The 15,232-nt window shown below is 32.8% G+C and carries 17 protein-coding genes and 2 tRNA genes; 17 read left to right on the top strand and 2 right to left on the bottom strand.

Features of this window, described 5'->3' with window-relative positions; all coding sequences use genetic code 11:
- Positions 1-29 precede the first annotated feature (29 nt).
- The 7 genes from ACQ4M0_RS04135 (at position 30) to ACQ4M0_RS04165 (ending at position 4,883) form a co-directional block, all read left to right on the top strand.
- Positions 30-986 carry an IS5 family transposase gene (locus tag ACQ4M0_RS04135; protein WP_213863789.1) on the top strand — a complete coding sequence of 319 codons (957 nt, stop codon included), beginning with the start codon at positions 30-32 and terminating at the stop codon, positions 984-986.
- Between the two features lie 224 nt (positions 987-1,210).
- Positions 1,211-1,301, top strand: a tRNA-Ser gene (locus tag ACQ4M0_RS04140).
- 118 nt (positions 1,302-1,419) lie between these two features.
- On the top strand, positions 1,420-2,547 hold the full coding sequence (locus ACQ4M0_RS04145) for a SurA N-terminal domain-containing protein (protein ID WP_012481918.1): 1,128 nt from the start codon (positions 1,420-1,422) through the stop codon (positions 2,545-2,547).
- A gap of 33 nt (positions 2,548-2,580) precedes the next feature.
- Positions 2,581-3,210 (top strand): hypothetical protein, encoded by a 630-nt coding sequence (locus tag ACQ4M0_RS04150; RefSeq protein ID WP_019236782.1) that lies wholly within the window; start codon positions 2,581-2,583, stop codon positions 3,208-3,210.
- Positions 3,194-3,745, top strand: coding sequence for a 5-formyltetrahydrofolate cyclo-ligase (locus ACQ4M0_RS04155; RefSeq protein WP_019236783.1), 552 nt, complete (start codon positions 3,194-3,196; stop codon positions 3,743-3,745). Before ACQ4M0_RS04150 ends, ACQ4M0_RS04155 begins: the two co-directional genes overlap by 17 nt.
- Before the next feature lie 42 nt (positions 3,746-3,787).
- Entirely contained in the window at positions 3,788-3,910 is a 123-nt protein-coding gene (locus ACQ4M0_RS04160) for a hypothetical protein (RefSeq protein ID WP_438456283.1), read from the top strand.
- A gap of 16 nt (positions 3,911-3,926) precedes the next feature.
- Positions 3,927-4,883, top strand: a complete 957-nt coding sequence (locus tag ACQ4M0_RS04165; RefSeq protein WP_213863789.1) for an IS5 family transposase — start codon at positions 3,927-3,929, stop codon at positions 4,881-4,883.
- Positions 4,884-5,392: 509 nt separating this feature from the next.
- Here ACQ4M0_RS04165 and ACQ4M0_RS04170 read toward each other — a convergent pair.
- Entirely contained in the window at positions 5,393-6,391 is a 999-nt protein-coding gene (locus ACQ4M0_RS04170; RefSeq protein WP_438456284.1) for a glycine zipper family protein, read from the bottom strand.
- Positions 6,392-6,532: 141 nt separating this feature from the next.
- On the opposite strand from ACQ4M0_RS04170, the gene elbB reads away from it, so the two are divergent.
- The 9 genes from elbB (at position 6,533) to dapA (ending at position 13,290) form a co-directional block, all read left to right on the top strand.
- Positions 6,533-7,231, top strand: a complete 699-nt coding sequence (gene elbB, locus ACQ4M0_RS04175) for an isoprenoid biosynthesis glyoxalase ElbB (RefSeq protein ID WP_438456285.1) — start codon at positions 6,533-6,535, stop codon at positions 7,229-7,231.
- Positions 7,232-7,360: 129 nt separating this feature from the next.
- Complete coding sequence (locus ACQ4M0_RS04180; protein ID WP_438456286.1) at positions 7,361-7,669, top strand: hypothetical protein; 309 nt, start codon at positions 7,361-7,363, stop codon at positions 7,667-7,669.
- A gap of 58 nt (positions 7,670-7,727) precedes the next feature.
- The gene (ispH, locus tag ACQ4M0_RS04185) at positions 7,728-8,654 is read left to right on the top strand and encodes a 4-hydroxy-3-methylbut-2-enyl diphosphate reductase (RefSeq protein WP_015588050.1); all 927 of its coding nucleotides are present in this window, start codon (positions 7,728-7,730) and stop codon (positions 8,652-8,654) included.
- Between the two features lie 270 nt (positions 8,655-8,924).
- Entirely contained in the window at positions 8,925-10,364 is a 1,440-nt protein-coding gene (locus tag ACQ4M0_RS04190; protein ID WP_264376884.1) for a hypothetical protein, read from the top strand.
- Positions 10,365-10,368: 4 nt separating this feature from the next.
- A complete protein-coding gene (locus tag ACQ4M0_RS04195; protein WP_010406999.1) occupies positions 10,369-10,977 on the top strand; it encodes a hypothetical protein in 609 nt (202 codons plus the stop codon).
- Positions 10,974-11,762 carry a hypothetical protein gene (locus tag ACQ4M0_RS04200; RefSeq protein WP_438456287.1) on the top strand — a complete coding sequence of 263 codons (789 nt, stop codon included), beginning with the start codon at positions 10,974-10,976 and terminating at the stop codon, positions 11,760-11,762. Before ACQ4M0_RS04195 ends, ACQ4M0_RS04200 begins: the two co-directional genes overlap by 4 nt.
- 12 nt (positions 11,763-11,774) lie before the next feature.
- Positions 11,775-11,848 (top strand) — tRNA-Arg (locus tag ACQ4M0_RS04205).
- 68 nt (positions 11,849-11,916) lie between these two features.
- Positions 11,917-12,399, top strand: coding sequence for a single-stranded DNA-binding protein (gene ssb, locus ACQ4M0_RS04210; protein WP_006014313.1), 483 nt, complete (start codon positions 11,917-11,919; stop codon positions 12,397-12,399).
- 9 nt (positions 12,400-12,408) lie between these two features.
- Positions 12,409-13,290 carry a 4-hydroxy-tetrahydrodipicolinate synthase gene (gene dapA / locus ACQ4M0_RS04215; RefSeq protein WP_438456288.1) on the top strand — a complete coding sequence of 294 codons (882 nt, stop codon included), beginning with the start codon at positions 12,409-12,411 and terminating at the stop codon, positions 13,288-13,290.
- Positions 13,291-13,417: 127 nt separating this feature from the next.
- Here dapA and ACQ4M0_RS04220 read toward each other — a convergent pair whose 3' ends face one another.
- On the bottom strand, positions 13,418-14,395 hold the full coding sequence (locus ACQ4M0_RS04220; RefSeq protein WP_213863833.1) for a quinone oxidoreductase family protein: 978 nt from the start codon (positions 14,393-14,395) through the stop codon (positions 13,418-13,420).
- 119 nt (positions 14,396-14,514) lie between these two features.
- On the opposite strand from ACQ4M0_RS04220, the gene ACQ4M0_RS04225 reads away from it, so the two are divergent.
- Positions 14,515-15,216 carry an ankyrin repeat domain-containing protein gene (locus ACQ4M0_RS04225; RefSeq protein WP_438456289.1) on the top strand — a complete coding sequence of 234 codons (702 nt, stop codon included), beginning with the start codon at positions 14,515-14,517 and terminating at the stop codon, positions 15,214-15,216.
- Positions 15,217-15,232 lie beyond the last annotated feature (16 nt).

Below are 15,232 nucleotides of genomic sequence, written 5' to 3' on the forward strand. Positions count from 1 at the left end.
AATAGATATTTAGCCGACAAAGGAAAAATATGCCAATAAGAATGAAAGTCAGTAACTGCAATGAATATAACAAATTTCTTCAAGAAAGGGGAAATGTTTTTCATTATATCAACGATGCCATTGAAAATTGGTACGAAAATAGTCCAAAAGTAGCAGGTGGCAACAATGTCTACAGCGACAAAGTAGTGATTCTAATTCACATAATAACCTATCTATTCAGGATTGGTCTTAGGCAAACAGTGGGATTTATAGAGAAATATCTTGAGCAAATAGGGAAAATTTTGCAAATTATCAGCTATTCGCAGGCTTCAAGAAGGTTTAAAAAGCTTAATATCAAAATCAACGACTGCAGAGTTGATAAGAACGATATGGAAGATATTGAAATTGCTATAGATAGTACAGGTATCAGCATCTACAATAATATTCCAGGCCATAGTAAGGCAAATGGTACAGATAGAAAGTATCGCCGCTATGAGCAAACAAGAAAGCTACATGTAATGCTAGAGATAGGTAGTAAAAAAGTTATAGCTGCAAAATACAGTAGTGGAGTTTATTCCGACCACTATGGAGCCTGTGATCTTATTGAAAGAGTGGATACCAAGTATAACATAAGCACGATATATGCAGATAGGGCATATAATCGAAAGAAGTTATACAAACTGTGCGATGAGCTTGACATAAAGACAAGGATTCCTCCGCAAAATAATGCAGTAGAGCATCCAAAGTTGGATTATATGAATGAGAGAAATTCTACAATCAAGCTCATAAAGTCATATGATGAAGATGGTATGAAGAGGTGGAAAAAAGAGATAAATTATTGGAAGAGATCTTATATAGAAAGTTTTTTCTCGCGACTGAAGCAAATATTTGGATTTAGTTTTAGGAATAAATCTGAGATTAATCGTGAGAAGGAACTGCTACTCAAGTGTTATTTGCTTAACAAATTTACTGAAATAGGCATGGCTAAGTTTGATATAGCTTCATGAATTTATTATACATTACCCACTATCCGAAGAGCTGTGCAACAAAGCCCACTGGGATCCAGTCCTTTCGCACAAAAAACGTTGTAAAGTAACTTGGTTGGATCCCAGTGTCAGCTACTCTGATGACAAGACAGGTTTCAATATTTGCATGCATCTGGACAGATACAAATATTGCAATTAAAAGCATTAGACAGGCAGTAAAGGTCTTGATATTATAGTAATAATTTGGAAGGGTGGCCGAGCGGCTGAAGGCGGCGGTTTGCTAAACCGTTATACGATTGAAAAGTCGTATCGAGGGTTCGAATCCCTCTCCTTCCGTATATTATTGTTTAGGTATTCATTACAGTAATTTCACCCTCTTTTTTAATTATTAAAAAGTTAGCTAGCGTTTATTCAGTATTTATTATAGAATTAGTTATTAGCTAAATAATTTTATATGCATAAAATACTAATTTTGATATTAATAATGCTGCCGCTTAGGTTACTTGCAACTGAGATTGAAATTGTTGCAGATGTAAATGGTGAGCCAATTTCAAATTTAGATATCGAAAGACGTATAAACTTCATAAATTCATTGCTTGGCACTCAGAAGATTAATCAAAAAGAGGTAAAATCTCAAATTCTAAGACAGTTAATAGACGAAATTATCATTGTCAGCGAAGCACAGAAGATGAATATAGAATTGAGTAACGAGGAGTTAAATAATGCTGTCACGTTATTCTTAACTCAAAGTTTAAAACTTAAGGCTGATGAAGTTGATCAATACGTAAAAAAGCATAATATAGATCTCAATACCCTAAAAAAACAAATAAAGTGTCAGCTGCTGTGGAACAAGATTATTGAAGTAGGAGTTGTACCGCTTATTAATATCAGCGATCAAGAAGTGGATGATGCAAGAAAGCAAAAAGAGAAGTCTGATTACCTTATTACGTTTCAGGAGTTCATAATTCCCGATCAGAAGATAGCTGAAGACTTAGTAAAAAAATTACGTACCAGTAATAATCCAGAATCTTCAATAAAGATGAGCAAAGCAACCGTTAATTTAAGTCAGCTAAAAGGTAAACTCAAGGACGTTTTGGAAGGATTAGAAATCAGTGATGTAGCAGGTCCGGTTAGTTTAAGCGAAGGTTACTCTGTTATAAAAGTCATAGATAAGGTACAGCTCGATCATACACTGCTGAAAAGTACTTTAAAACTGAAACAGGTTGTAGTTGAAGGTTCAGAAAGTTTACTCTCTAGTTTTAAGGAGCAAAAGGTCAGTTGTTTAAATTTTGACAAGTTAGCAGATGATTTCAAGTTGCCAAGCGTAAAAGAGTTTGAAATAAAAATGCGAAATTTAAATCCTGATTTACAGATTTTATTTAGTAAAACAAATATGAATGAAATAGTAGAATTAAGAGAAAATAGCACTGCAAAGTTGATGATGTTATGTGATATCAAAAATAATGCAATGGATATAGAAGCAATCAAACAGGAAATGTATCAACAAAAGATTATGATACAAAGCAACCTGTTATTGGATAATATGCGTAAAAATGCAGCTGTTAGTTATCAGTTTAATTGAAGTTAGAGAGGTTTTCTACTCCATAAAAAGTTTATGAAGAATATAATGCTCATTGGCGGTGGAGTTGGAAATGCAGTGTTATTTTCGATAGGGAAGGCATGTCTTGAAAACAATCATAAGGTTTTATATTTCGCTGGCTATAAAAAATTAAGTGATGTATTTAAACGAGCACTGATAGAACGTGCATCAAGTGCAGTAATTTGGGCATGTGAAGAAGGATTGATAGAAACAAGCAGAGAACAGGATAAATCCTTTCATGGTAATATAGTTGATGCAATAATCTCATATCAGCAAGGAAAGTTAGGTAAAATTACTATTAGTTTAAACACTATAGATAAAATCATCACTATTGGTTCTGATAAAATGATGAAAGCTATAAATGAAGCTAGAAAAACAATTTTAAAGCCATATCTAAAACCAAAACACATAGCAATATCATCAGTTAACTCTCCTATGCAGTGCATGATGAAAGAAATCTGCGCTCAATGTATTCAGCAACACATAAATAAGGAAACAGGAGAAATAAGTTTTGTTTATAGTTGCAGTAATCAAGACCAGGATATGGAGCTTGTTGACTTTGATTTTTTAAGTGAGCGCTTGAAGCAAAATAGTTTACAAGAAAAGCTCACTGCAAAATGGATAGAACATGTTCAAAGACACTAAACAGCACAAAGAGGAACTAAGGAAGCAATATAGAACCATAAGAAAAGATGTTGATGAAAGTTATTCCAGTTATGCAGCAAGTTCCCTTATTAATCTCTTTAATCAGAACTTAAGCTACGTTAAAGGTAAAACAATAGCAGCGTACATTCCAACAGACGGAGAAATTAATGTTGTGCCTTTGATGCATCGTTTACTCGATTTAGATTATAAAGTAGCAGTCCCTAATAAAAACAAGTTATTAAAATTTGAGGAATGGAATAAAGCAGATGAAGATATAATCCCCGATACAATCATTACTCCTGTTATTGCTTTTGATGATCATTTTAATAGGTTAGGTTTTGGCGGTGGTTGGTATGATGAAATGATAAAAAAATTACGGCCACTTGGAAAAATATTTATAGGTGTAGCCTATGAGAAGCAATATTGTAAAAATTTACCTGTGGAAAAACACGATCAAAAATTGGATATTATAATTACTGAGATGTGTGTTAGACTTGAAAGCAGGTTGCTCAAGAAAACGGATAGAAAGGAGTAGCATAGTCTACCTCTTTCTGATAGTAATTGCTTATCTGTTTAGATGCATGCAAATATTGAAACCTGTCTTGTCATCAGAGTAGCTGACACTGGGATGGCTTTGTTGCACCACTCAAGGAAAGAACAGGCAGTTACTGATGGAATTTGTTATAAAATAGATATTTAGCCGACAAAGGAAAAATATGCCAATAAGAATGAAAGTCAGTAACTGCAATGAATATAACAAATTTCTTCAAGAAAGGGGAAATGTTTTTCATTATATCAACGATGCCATTGAAAATTGGTACGAAAATAGTCCAAAAGTAGCAGGTGGCAACAATGTCTACAGCGACAAAGTAGTGATTCTAATTCACATAATAACCTATCTATTCAGGATTGGTCTTAGGCAAACAGTGGGATTTATAGAGAAATATCTTGAGCAAATAGGGAAAATTTTGCAAATTATCAGCTATTCGCAGGCTTCAAGAAGGTTTAAAAAGCTTAATATCAAAATCAACGACTGCAGAGTTGATAAGAACGATATGGAAGATATTGAAATTGCTATAGATAGTACAGGTATCAGCATCTACAATAATATTCCAGGCCATAGTAAGGCAAATGGTACAGATAGAAAGTATCGCCGCTATGAGCAAACAAGAAAGCTACATGTAATGCTAGAGATAGGTAGTAAAAAAGTTATAGCTGCAAAATACAGTAGTGGAGTTTATTCCGACCACTATGGAGCCTGTGATCTTATTGAAAGAGTGGATACCAAGTATAACATAAGCACGATATATGCAGATAGGGCATATAATCGAAAGAAGTTATACAAACTGTGCGATGAGCTTGACATAAAGACAAGGATTCCTCCGCAAAATAATGCAGTAGAGCATCCAAAGTTGGATTATATGAATGAGAGAAATTCTACAATCAAGCTCATAAAGTCATATGATGAAGATGGTATGAAGAGGTGGAAAAAAGAGATAAATTATTGGAAGAGATCTTATATAGAAAGTTTTTTCTCGCGACTGAAGCAAATATTTGGATTTAGTTTTAGGAATAAATCTGAGATTAATCGTGAGAAGGAACTGCTACTCAAGTGTTATTTGCTTAACAAATTTACTGAAATAGGCATGGCTAAGTTTGATATAGCTTCATGAATTTATTATACATTACCCACTATCCGAAGAGCTGTGCAACAAAGCCCACTGGGATCCAACTAAGTTACTTTACAACGTTTTTTGCACAAAAGGACTGGATTCTAGTGTCACGCGCTAGAATGACATCAACTTTTAAATTCCAGTTATGCAAGAAATCTATTCATTTGAAACTTGTTTGAGAAACGTAGCTATAAAAACCGCAGGTACCAGTTGGTTTTTATTAGCTAAAGTAAAGGTCAAATATCTGGAATTCTGGACATAAAATCCCCCTGTAAAAAAGATTAGAAAAAAATGCAGTGCACATACGACAGATATACACTGAAGAATACATTTTTAATAAGTTTGATTAAAAAGTCTGCAGACTAAAGATAGATTTTGAGCTCTTAAAATATCTCTATTTGTAATTATAATGAGATTGAAAATATGCGGAAGTAATTTTTTGTGTCCGATTAGCAGGGTGACAAAATAAGATAGACAGATACATTAAAACGCTCTTCAAATGTATCAATTCACCCCTTTCCTTTCCCTTCTTTCCCTTGCTTCAAACTGACATTCTCTACTTGAGAATATGGCTTCATTTCTTCAACTTTCTTATTAACTATTTCTTCCACTTTCTCTATTTCATTATTACCACTTGCCATAATTGCAGGTAGAAAATCTTTCATCAAATCTAGCAATTTCTGCATATCTTCCTCATGAGTACTGAGGCCCTTTTCCAGAAGTCTGATCATATCAGCTTCTGAAAAATTTTGAATAGTTCCATTCTTTACTAACTCTTGTATAGCAGATTGCTGACCTTCATTTCGGAGCATTTCTATTATCTGTGCTTTATCCTGAATGTTTTTTATTTCACTACCTTCTTTACCAGATTGTAAGAGAAGTTGAGATAATTCCTGAAGTAATTTATAAAAATTTTTATCTCTGTCTTGAATCGTAGGCAATTTATCGATCAGATCTTTCACAAGACTTTTCACTGCTTTTCCTGAATCAATCGCACCTTCTTTTATCTCACCTCTATGCTGATATATAGCATAACCAATAGCAGCTATAGCAACTAGTGCCATAAACCCTAAGAATGCTGCTCCACCAACAATTAATGCACCGGTCACTCCTCCTACTGTTAATAAACCTGCTAGTGCACCTGTTAGTGCTGTCACTGCTGCTCCACTTATCAATCCTTGAGCTAACAGTTGATTGCCTAAAGTTTCAAGCTCTTTCTCCATGCCTTTTACTTTATTTACTTGTTTAAGCAATATTTTTAATTGATTATCGTCTTTCTCAATATACTCCTTTACAATACTTACTACACCCTCAAAAAGATCTTTTTTTTCTATCAGAAGTTTAGATATAGCTGATTCATTTAAAGTTTCACCTTCCTTTAAAAGTTCTTCTGCTTTTAATAGAGTCTCCAATTCTTTCACCAAATCTGGCTTTTCCCTAATATACTTTAATATATTTTCAATGAACTCGTCCGAATTGGTTGGGTTTACTACACCACCTTGTACCATATTCAATTCCCATCAATTATAAATATACCTAATTATATATACTAATTATTAATTATATTATAATTGACATAAAACAATTACTCCTTTCCAAATATGGAATTTGTATTACAATACCTAGATTATATGAAATCAAGGTATTTTATGGGTGAGAAAAAATTAAGAGCCGCTGTGGTTTTATCAGGATGCGGCCACCTCGACGGCACAGAGGTGAGAGAAGCAGTCTTAACTCTGCTTGTGTTTGATCAGCAGGAAGTTGAAGTCACGTGCTTTGCTCCTGATGTTGATATCACACAAGTTATGAATCACAAAACAAAAGAAGCAGTAAAAGAAAAAAGGAATGTACTTGTAGAAGCAGCAAGAATTGCAAGAGGTGAGATAAATGATTTAAGAGAAGCTAAAGCTGAAAATTTTGACATGCTAGTCGTACCTGGTGGATATGGAGTTGCGAAAAATTTATCTGACTTAGCTGAAAATAAAACAGTAATGCCTGAGTTTGAAAGATTAGTCTTAGAGTTCTTTGTTGCAAAAAAGCCAATAGGAACTATATGCATATCTCCAGCCATTATTGTTTTAATTTTAAGTAGCAAGATAGGTAAAGAAGAAAGTAAGATTAAGGTAACTATAGGAGACGACAAAGACCAGTTGATAGAGAAGCTCGGCGGCGAACATATAACATGCGATACAAAGCTATCAATAGAAGACGAAAAGCATAATATATTTTCCTGCTCTGCTTATATGCGTAGTGATGAAAGTACACACTCTGTATATCAAGGAATAAAACACATGATTGACAGTATGGTGAAAAAAATGAATAAAAAAACCAAACAACCATTTCTCTAAAGTGTAGTTTCTTATACAATTAATTATGTCAGTTGCATTATTGTTGTAGCTAAAGTAATCTGTAGTTGCTTATTAAGAGTAAGCTATATTTAGTATATAAGTTTAGTTCTTTTTTTTATAGATGTAAATATGTTAGACCTTTTTTATATTGAAAGTGAGTGTTGTGTAGATGGTCAGTGTGATACTTATGCAGGAGAAGTGAGTATTAATGATGTCATGTTGGGCAAGTTTAGTCTAAATTCAGACAATGGGAAAAAAGCCATGGTAAATATAGACATCGTTACATTCGATATCCATATTGCTATGGATGGCCAAGATGGAAAGACAATAAAAAGAGACCTCAAGAGTCCTGAATTTACAATTAAAGATGACGGTTCCTGGTATATTAACAAGAGTCTTGGTAGTGATAAATTTGAAATTATAGTAAAGCAGTCATGATATGAAACATAGTGAGCGGAGCTTACTTTTTAGCAATGTTTACATACTTACTTAAAAAATGGAGATTATCTTAGCTGAACCACGCGGTTTCTGTGCAGGGGTTAAAAGAGCTGTAGACATATTAGCAATCACTTTAGAGAAATACAAAAATGAACGCCAAGTTTATGTACTACACGAAATCGTTCATAATAAGTATATAGTAGAGGACTTCAAGAAACAAGGAGTGGTTTTTGTAAGCAGCATAGAAGACATTAAAGACAATAGAGGAATATTGATCTTTAGCGCACATGGAGTGTCGAAAAGTATAGAGGATGAGGCAAAAAGAAAGGGTGTTCAAGTGATTGATGCAACATGTCCATTAGTTAGCAAAGTACATAAAGAGGCAAAAAGGTATGAGGATAGTGGTAAAGAATTAATTCTAATTGGACATGAAAATCATCCAGAAGTTAAAGGAATTATGGGAAGAGTAAGTAATCCTATATCTCTAGTGCAAACTATGCAAGACGTATACAATTTACAAATCAAAGATCCAGATAATTTATCTTATGTAACACAAACCACGTTAAGTATTGACGATACCAAAGAAATTATTGCTACACTGAAGCTCAGATTTCCAAGCATTACAGGCCCCGACTTAAAAGATATATGCTATGCAACACAAAATAGGCAGAACGCTGTTAAAAAATTGGCTAAAATTACAGACGTAGTGTTAATTGTAGGAAGCAAAAACAGTTCAAATTCAAACCGTTTATTAGACCTGTGTATTTCCAGAGGAAAAAGAGCCTATTTGATTGATAATTATAAATGTATGAACAAAAATTGGTTGCAGGGCGCAGAAAAAATAGGAATTACTGCAGGTGCTTCTGCTCCTGATATATTAGTTGATGAGCTAGTAAATTACTTAAAAATAAATATGAATACAAAAGTTTCAGTCATGCCAGATGGATTCACTGAAAATGTTCAGTTCAAGTATACTAAATGGTAATGTGCAACAACGTGCGTCAAATCAAGTCTTTAGCTCAATTCAATTTTCAGTCTGTTGGAGAATAAAATATCAAGCTGAGATATAATTAATCCTCGTTTGTCAGGTTAAGTTGTGTCTAGCACAAATATAAAAAACCTTCATCATACAAAAGGGTTAATATTACTACTAATTTTATCAAAAACTTATAATATAAGTAATATTGTCATCTAATGTTTAATGAATTTCAATAAATTACCTTTTTAATTCTAGATGAGTATACACTTTGTTAATATGTTTGGGTCAAAACCCAAAAGTAAGTTTATGCTTTCTATAGGAAAAGAAGGCACAATGTTACTATATTTTAAAAATGATACTTTAAATAAAAGATATTTTGCTAAGGACAAAAATAATAAAGTTGTTTCTGACTTAATTTCATGTCTCTCATCAGATAAAAAAGCACCCTTATATCTGGTTCTCAATCACACTGATCAGAACTATTTGCTACAGTCTATCCCAAGAGTAAATAGGATTAGTGCTTATCTATCAGCAAAAACAAAAGTAGAGCATTTTGCTCATAATAACGATATAAATTCTATTCTCTTGGTCGAAAAGCCGAATAAATTTAATCAAAACTGGTGGTATCTATTTGTTTCATCAAAAGCAAATCATTTAATAGAATATTGGTTGGACGTGTTTGTTGAAATAGGCTCTAACTTTAAAGGAATATTAATGTTTCCTATAGAACTAGTCAGTATAGCAAAAAAGATTCTACACAAAGATCCTAGTAACTGGAAAATTATAGTTGCTGCAACTAAAACAGGTGGCTATAGACAAGTGGTTCTTAAAGAGAACAAAATGATATTTACACGTTTAATACCATTTACTAATGATAATTTACCAGGAATCATTGCTGGTGAAATATATCAGGAAGTGAAAAATACAATTCAATCTTTAACTAAGTTTGGATTTGAAAAAAATGACCCTGTCGACCTCTGCATTATAGTATCAGAAGCTATTAAATCTAGTTTATCAGTTATAAATTTTTCAGAGAATAGTGTGAACATATTGACTCCATATGAGCTGGGTAAACTATTGGGGGCAGAATTAGCTATAAGCGAAAAAGATAGCTTTTGTGATACTACAATTTTGTTTCACAGCTTTAAGAATAAGCCAATAAATATTTTTAACACAAAAGAAACTAAAGAATTTTATCTATTTAATTATCTTTATTTAAATTCTCCTCAAATTTTTCTATACCTACTCTTGGTTTTAGTTGTAATTAACGCCTTTTGTTTGCAAAATTTGTATTCAAATTTTAATGTTGCTGATAATTTATCTGCAACGCGGAGTGCTTTAAATAACAAACTAATAAAACTTAGCCAAATCTATAATGTAAAAAAGATAGATGAAGTTTACGATTTTATTAATATAAATAATATTTTATCAAAAATAGAGTACTCTCCCCTTACACAAATTAAGTATGCAGAAAAGTTAAAAGTACCAGGTGTAGAGCTTCAATCGTTTGAGTGGAATTATAATGAGGCAAAAAGTTATATTACCACAACTTTAAGGTTTAATTTTCAATCTGGTAAAGACATTTCTTATCAATACGAGAAACTACAGAAAAATTTAAACGATAATTTCCGTACTCATGATATTAGTATCTCTAGCTTACCTACTACTAAAGAGAAAAATCTATCTATTGATGTTGAAATAGGAGAGGCAATGTAGATTGATGACTATCTCTCAACTAAAAAGAAAAGCTACAATTCAGTGCATATATTACTTATTGTTATCTATTGTATTAATAGGGTTATCAACGTGTTTTATTATCTATAACAAAAAGGTTTATAATAAAAATCAAACTGCAGCTGAGGAAATACGCTCTATTAATTTACAGATCATTGAAATTCAAAAGAAAGAAGTCGTTCTAAATAAAAACCTAGATTTATGGAAAAGAATTTCTTCTTCAAACTTACATAGTAGCAGATACATTACAAATTTAAATTTTGAGCTTAACAAGCTATATAAAAAACACTACATGTTAGAACCTGAAATATCAATTTCTATACCTGAAGAAGCTGAACTCCACAATAAAAGTGAACATACAAAAGTAATAAGAAGTGAAGTGGTTCTAAGTTTAAGCTCAATTAGCGATAAGCATATTTTTTTATTTCTACAGTCTATTCCAAATCTTCCTGGTTATGTTATGATCAGATCTCTTACCTTGAATAAGCAGAGAAATATAGATGCTAAAGTTATAAACCAGATTTTAAGTGGTAATATGATAGAGATAGTGAGAGCTAGTATAGTTTTTGATTGGTATACCATATTAAGTAGATGAATATAAAGTTGTTTTTTATTTTTACGCTGCTGTTTTTTAATGTTAGTGCATATTGCAATTGCGAAGATCTTGTAGAAAATATAGGGATTTGTAAAAAATATTCTTGCCAACAGCATATTAGTAATGAAGATTTTATTGAGCATAAAATATTAGGGTTAAATAGTGAAAATTTATGTGTATATATAGAAAGACAAGGCAATGATGAAATGGTCTGTCATCATTCTAATGATGGAATCATTATAGAAAAGAAGTACTTAAAAAGTATTTTAAAAGTTGGAAATCAAGAAATAAATGACTTCATTGATATAGCAAATTTGCGTGCGAAGGAGTGTTTTTTTATCAACAATTATTATATAGATCGAGACGATATAATAAAAGAGGCAGCAGAGAGTACTTTATCGCAATATGGTAGCATAAAAAGCATTTTTTTTGATGAAGAGCAGGTTAATAGAATAGTTAGTGAGATGGAAAAGTTTAACTTACAGTCTTCAGGAGTTACAGAGGAAGAAAATTTCAATTGTAAAGTAGTCAGTTTAGATTCAATTTTATACTTTTCCCCCGATACATGGAAAATATGGGTAAATGGAAAGTTGTTTATAAATACTAAGGATTTAAAAGTGCACTCAGTAACTGAAAATTATGTAACTTTTTCATGGGCTGTAAACCAAAAGATAACAAAAGAACGGATAAGCAATTCTAAAAATGTACATTTTGGACATGGAGGTATTATGTTTACGCTTTATCCAGAACAAAAATTTGATTTAGATAGTTTATCTATTAAATAATCTAATACATCTGCGCTTGTAGCTCAGTTGGATAGAGCGTTGCCCTCCGGAGGCAAAGGTCGTGGGTTCGAATCCCTCCAAGCGCGTTTTTAATTAAATTTGACAATAATACTCTCACATAAGATAATAAAGAGATTTATTTTAAAGCATAATTATGTCTAGTGGTACTATAAATAAAGTCATATTAGTTGGTAATTTAGGAAAAGATCCTGAAATTAGGACTACACAAAATGGAAAAGAGATGGCAAGTTTTTCGATAGCCACATCTGAAAGTTGGACTGACAAATTTTCTGGTACGCGCTCTGAAAAGACAGAATGGCATAATATTGTAATTTTTAGTGAAGGACTAGTAAAAATTGTTAAAGACTTTGCACGGAAAGGTAGTAAAGTTTACGTTGAAGGTTCTCTGAGAACTAGAAAATGGACTGACCAAAATGGTAGTGAAAGGTATACGACAGAGGTGGTGCTATATAACTTTAATAGTGCCCTTACCCTTTTAGATTCACGAAACAGTATGTCAAACTCTGATTACAAGCCAAGTGAATACAAACAAAATGAAACAGAACAAAAAGATAAACACGGAAGTTTTGACAACGATATAAAAGACGAACTAATCGATGATGAAATACCATTTTAATAACTTCAATTGAAATCTACATTTTTATGGACTGCTTGTGTTACTCCTTTTAATTGCAGTGGAGATAGTATAGATTACCAAAGCTTGCAGCGTTTACTAACAATGCAAGCTGAAGCTGAAAATGGTGTAGTGTTGCTAGGTAGCACAGGTGAAAGCTTATCACTTACTGATTCTGAAAAGCGCACATTAGTTGAATTTGTATGTGAGCTAAAATTAAATACGAAAATTATAATTGGTGTACCAGGAGTGAATCTATATCAGACTCTTGAATGGCTTGATTTTTGCAAGGGTATGCCTATTCATGGCTATCTAATGACAACTCCCATTTATGCAAAGCCTGGAATCATGGGGCAAACTTTATGGTTTGAAAAGCTGCTTGAAAAAGCACATGTGCCAGCCATGCTTTACAATATTCCATCAAGAGCAGGAGTGAGTCTTCACGCTGAAACTGTACGCAACTTATCCAGCCACGAAAAATTTTGGGCTATCAAAGATTCAAGTGGCACCGTTGATACTTTAACTCAGTATAAGAAAGTTGCACCAAATATTGAGGTGTTTTGTGGGGACGATAATATGATATTTGATATGGCTGCTAAGGGTGCGGCTGGTCTGGTTTCTGTTGCTGCCAATGTTTGGCCAAGTGTAGTACATGAATATGTTAAGCAATGCATGAGCGGCAAGAACCCTCAAGCAGACAGTTTGCAACAAGCTTGCAAAGCTCTATTTACTGCCAGCAATCCAATACCTACTAAAGCACTTTTGCATGACATTGGGCTCATAGAACACAAAACTGTTCGTCTACCACTAAGCACAGAAGACTTGCCTTCTATTGAAACATTGAGGCAAGCTAATAAAATGATTCTTGGATGGAAAGAATTGACTAATAGCTAAAGCTAGGAACACACATCATCAACTTCTACACCTGCATCAAATAAACTAACTTGTTATAAGAAAACTAACCATGTGAAATTCTTGTTGATATGACTTAATGAATAATTATTTTAGGTTACTAAGTTATTTAAGAAACTTTGATAATATTTAGCCCACTTACTTTTCTATTTTCCATGTCACGATGAGCCTCTATTATTTCATCAAATTTATATTTTTTATTAATTCGTACAATTAAAAGTTTTTTTCTTATCATTTCAAAAATTTCCATTGCAGTAAGCACTAACGTAAGTCTATTGTGCTTGTAGTGATATATCGAAGTTCCAGCTGCAAATAACGAACGCGAACTAAGTAAAGAGAAATTAATAGGAGCATTACCTGATATCTGCCCATAGGAAACATATATGCCAAACTTACCTAAAGATTCAAAAGAGAGCTTGCTTGTAGCGTAACCTATAGGGTCATACACCGCACCTACTCCTCTATTTTTCGTAATCTCCATGATTTTAGAAACGAAGTCTTTATCATTGTAGTTTATTGCGTATGTGCAGCCACTTTGTAAAGCTATCTTCATTTTTTCGTCAGAGCTTATAGAACCTATCACTACACCTTTTTTATCCTTTGCCCATTGGCATATTATTTGCCCCAAACCACCATTAGCTCCATGAACTAGTACAAAAGCACCAGGCCTGATTCTATAAGATTGATTAACTAAATAGTGAGCTGTCATACCTTTAAACAATACTGCAGCAGCAACTTCATCAGGTATATCATTCGGAATTTTTATCAAATATTTCTGGTGTACAATGCGCTTTTCACAATATGCCCCTGGAAGAGCTGTGCAATATCCAACTCTATCTCCAACCTTAAGTCCATCACTAATTTTTTTACCAAGCTTTTCAACAACTCCTACTGCCTCTACTCCAAGTACTGATGGCAGATCTTTAATTTTGCGTATACCTTTTCTATGTTCTAAATCATAACGATTTAAGCCGATAGTTGTATGACGTATTAAGACTTCCTCATCTTTTGGCTCACCTATGCTCTTATCTACAAATTCTAATACTTCTGGCCCCCCAGTTTTTTTAATTTGTATAGCTCTAACCATGATAAATGTAAGACAAAAACTTTAATTATGTTATCTAGCAATTAATATTTTGCAAAATGTTATTTAGAGTTTATACACTACATAAGCGTATTGTTAATAGTTTTGAGGCACAAATTATCATGAACAGAGAAATTTGGCTTTATGGTGTTTTATTCAATGTGTTGTGCAAAGTGGATGAAGATAATGATTTGGATGTTAACAATGTAATAAAAAAAATAAAAGAAAGGTTAGAATATAGAATACAAAAATCAGATAAAAAAAGAGATTATTGTAAATATTTATATACTTCTTGGGAAAAAAAAGGATTTGATATTAATCACCAATTTGACTTGAAAGATTATGATGGCTTTCCAATAGATAGTCTTTTTTCTATTGACATTAATTATAAATTATACACTTTAACAAATTTAGCGCAAGTTTTAATAAAAGCAGGAGCTAATGTGCAAAATGAAAAAGGATATTTACATGCCTGTGTTTTGACCCATTCTCCGGACATATTAAAGGCTCTCATAAAAGCGGGAGTGAATGATAGCCCAGATGAAAACTACAATGGAAACACTGCTTTAGAGTGTGTTGCTGAATTATATTGTAAGGATAAGTCAATTGAACGCAAAAATTGCTGTGAGATTCTAATTAAGCATACATTAGAAAAAAATCCCAACATAGAAATACCAGATTCTGTAAAAAATAATAAGGAGTTGGCTCAATGTTGGAATGCTTGTGAAGCAAATAATGAAGGATGGGAATTAGCAACAACGAACACTGAAACACAAGTAGTCAGTGTGCAAAAAGCAAATAAGAGCTCCTGCTCAATTCAATAGATATATCGTACAACCT

It is taken from the genome of Wolbachia endosymbiont of Kerria lacca, from assembly GCF_051602725.1.
In the GTDB taxonomy this organism is placed as follows: Bacteria; Pseudomonadota; Alphaproteobacteria; order Rickettsiales; family Anaplasmataceae; genus Wolbachia.

Excerpts from the sequence above, each read along its gene's own strand:
- ACQ4M0_RS04135 (WP_213863789.1), top strand. The coding sequence starts at position 30 with ATGCCAATAAGAATGAAAGTCAGTAACTGCAATGAATATAACAAATTT.
- ACQ4M0_RS04145 (WP_012481918.1), top strand. The coding sequence starts at position 1,420 with ATGCATAAAATACTAATTTTGATATTAATAATGCTGCCGCTTAGGTTA.
- ACQ4M0_RS04150 (WP_019236782.1), top strand. The coding sequence starts at position 2,581 with ATGAAGAATATAATGCTCATTGGCGGTGGAGTTGGAAATGCAGTGTTA.
- ACQ4M0_RS04155 (WP_019236783.1), top strand. The coding sequence starts at position 3,194 with ATGTTCAAAGACACTAAACAGCACAAAGAGGAACTAAGGAAGCAATAT.
- ACQ4M0_RS04160 (WP_438456283.1), top strand. The coding sequence starts at position 3,788 with ATGCATGCAAATATTGAAACCTGTCTTGTCATCAGAGTAGCTGACACT.
- ACQ4M0_RS04165 (WP_213863789.1), top strand. The coding sequence starts at position 3,927 with ATGCCAATAAGAATGAAAGTCAGTAACTGCAATGAATATAACAAATTT.
- ACQ4M0_RS04170 (WP_438456284.1), bottom strand. The coding sequence starts at position 6,391 with ATGGTACAAGGTGGTGTAGTAAACCCAACCAATTCGGACGAGTTCATT.
- elbB (WP_438456285.1), top strand. The coding sequence starts at position 6,533 with ATGGGTGAGAAAAAATTAAGAGCCGCTGTGGTTTTATCAGGATGCGGC.
- ACQ4M0_RS04180 (WP_438456286.1), top strand. The coding sequence starts at position 7,361 with ATGTTAGACCTTTTTTATATTGAAAGTGAGTGTTGTGTAGATGGTCAG.
- ispH (WP_015588050.1), top strand. The coding sequence starts at position 7,728 with ATGGAGATTATCTTAGCTGAACCACGCGGTTTCTGTGCAGGGGTTAAA.
- ACQ4M0_RS04190 (WP_264376884.1), top strand. The coding sequence starts at position 8,925 with ATGTTTGGGTCAAAACCCAAAAGTAAGTTTATGCTTTCTATAGGAAAA.
- ACQ4M0_RS04195 (WP_010406999.1), top strand. The coding sequence starts at position 10,369 with ATGACTATCTCTCAACTAAAAAGAAAAGCTACAATTCAGTGCATATAT.
- ACQ4M0_RS04200 (WP_438456287.1), top strand. The coding sequence starts at position 10,974 with ATGAATATAAAGTTGTTTTTTATTTTTACGCTGCTGTTTTTTAATGTT.
- ssb (WP_006014313.1), top strand. The coding sequence starts at position 11,917 with ATGTCTAGTGGTACTATAAATAAAGTCATATTAGTTGGTAATTTAGGA.
- ACQ4M0_RS04220 (WP_213863833.1), bottom strand. The coding sequence starts at position 14,395 with ATGGTTAGAGCTATACAAATTAAAAAAACTGGGGGGCCAGAAGTATTA.
- ACQ4M0_RS04225 (WP_438456289.1), top strand. The coding sequence starts at position 14,515 with ATGAACAGAGAAATTTGGCTTTATGGTGTTTTATTCAATGTGTTGTGC.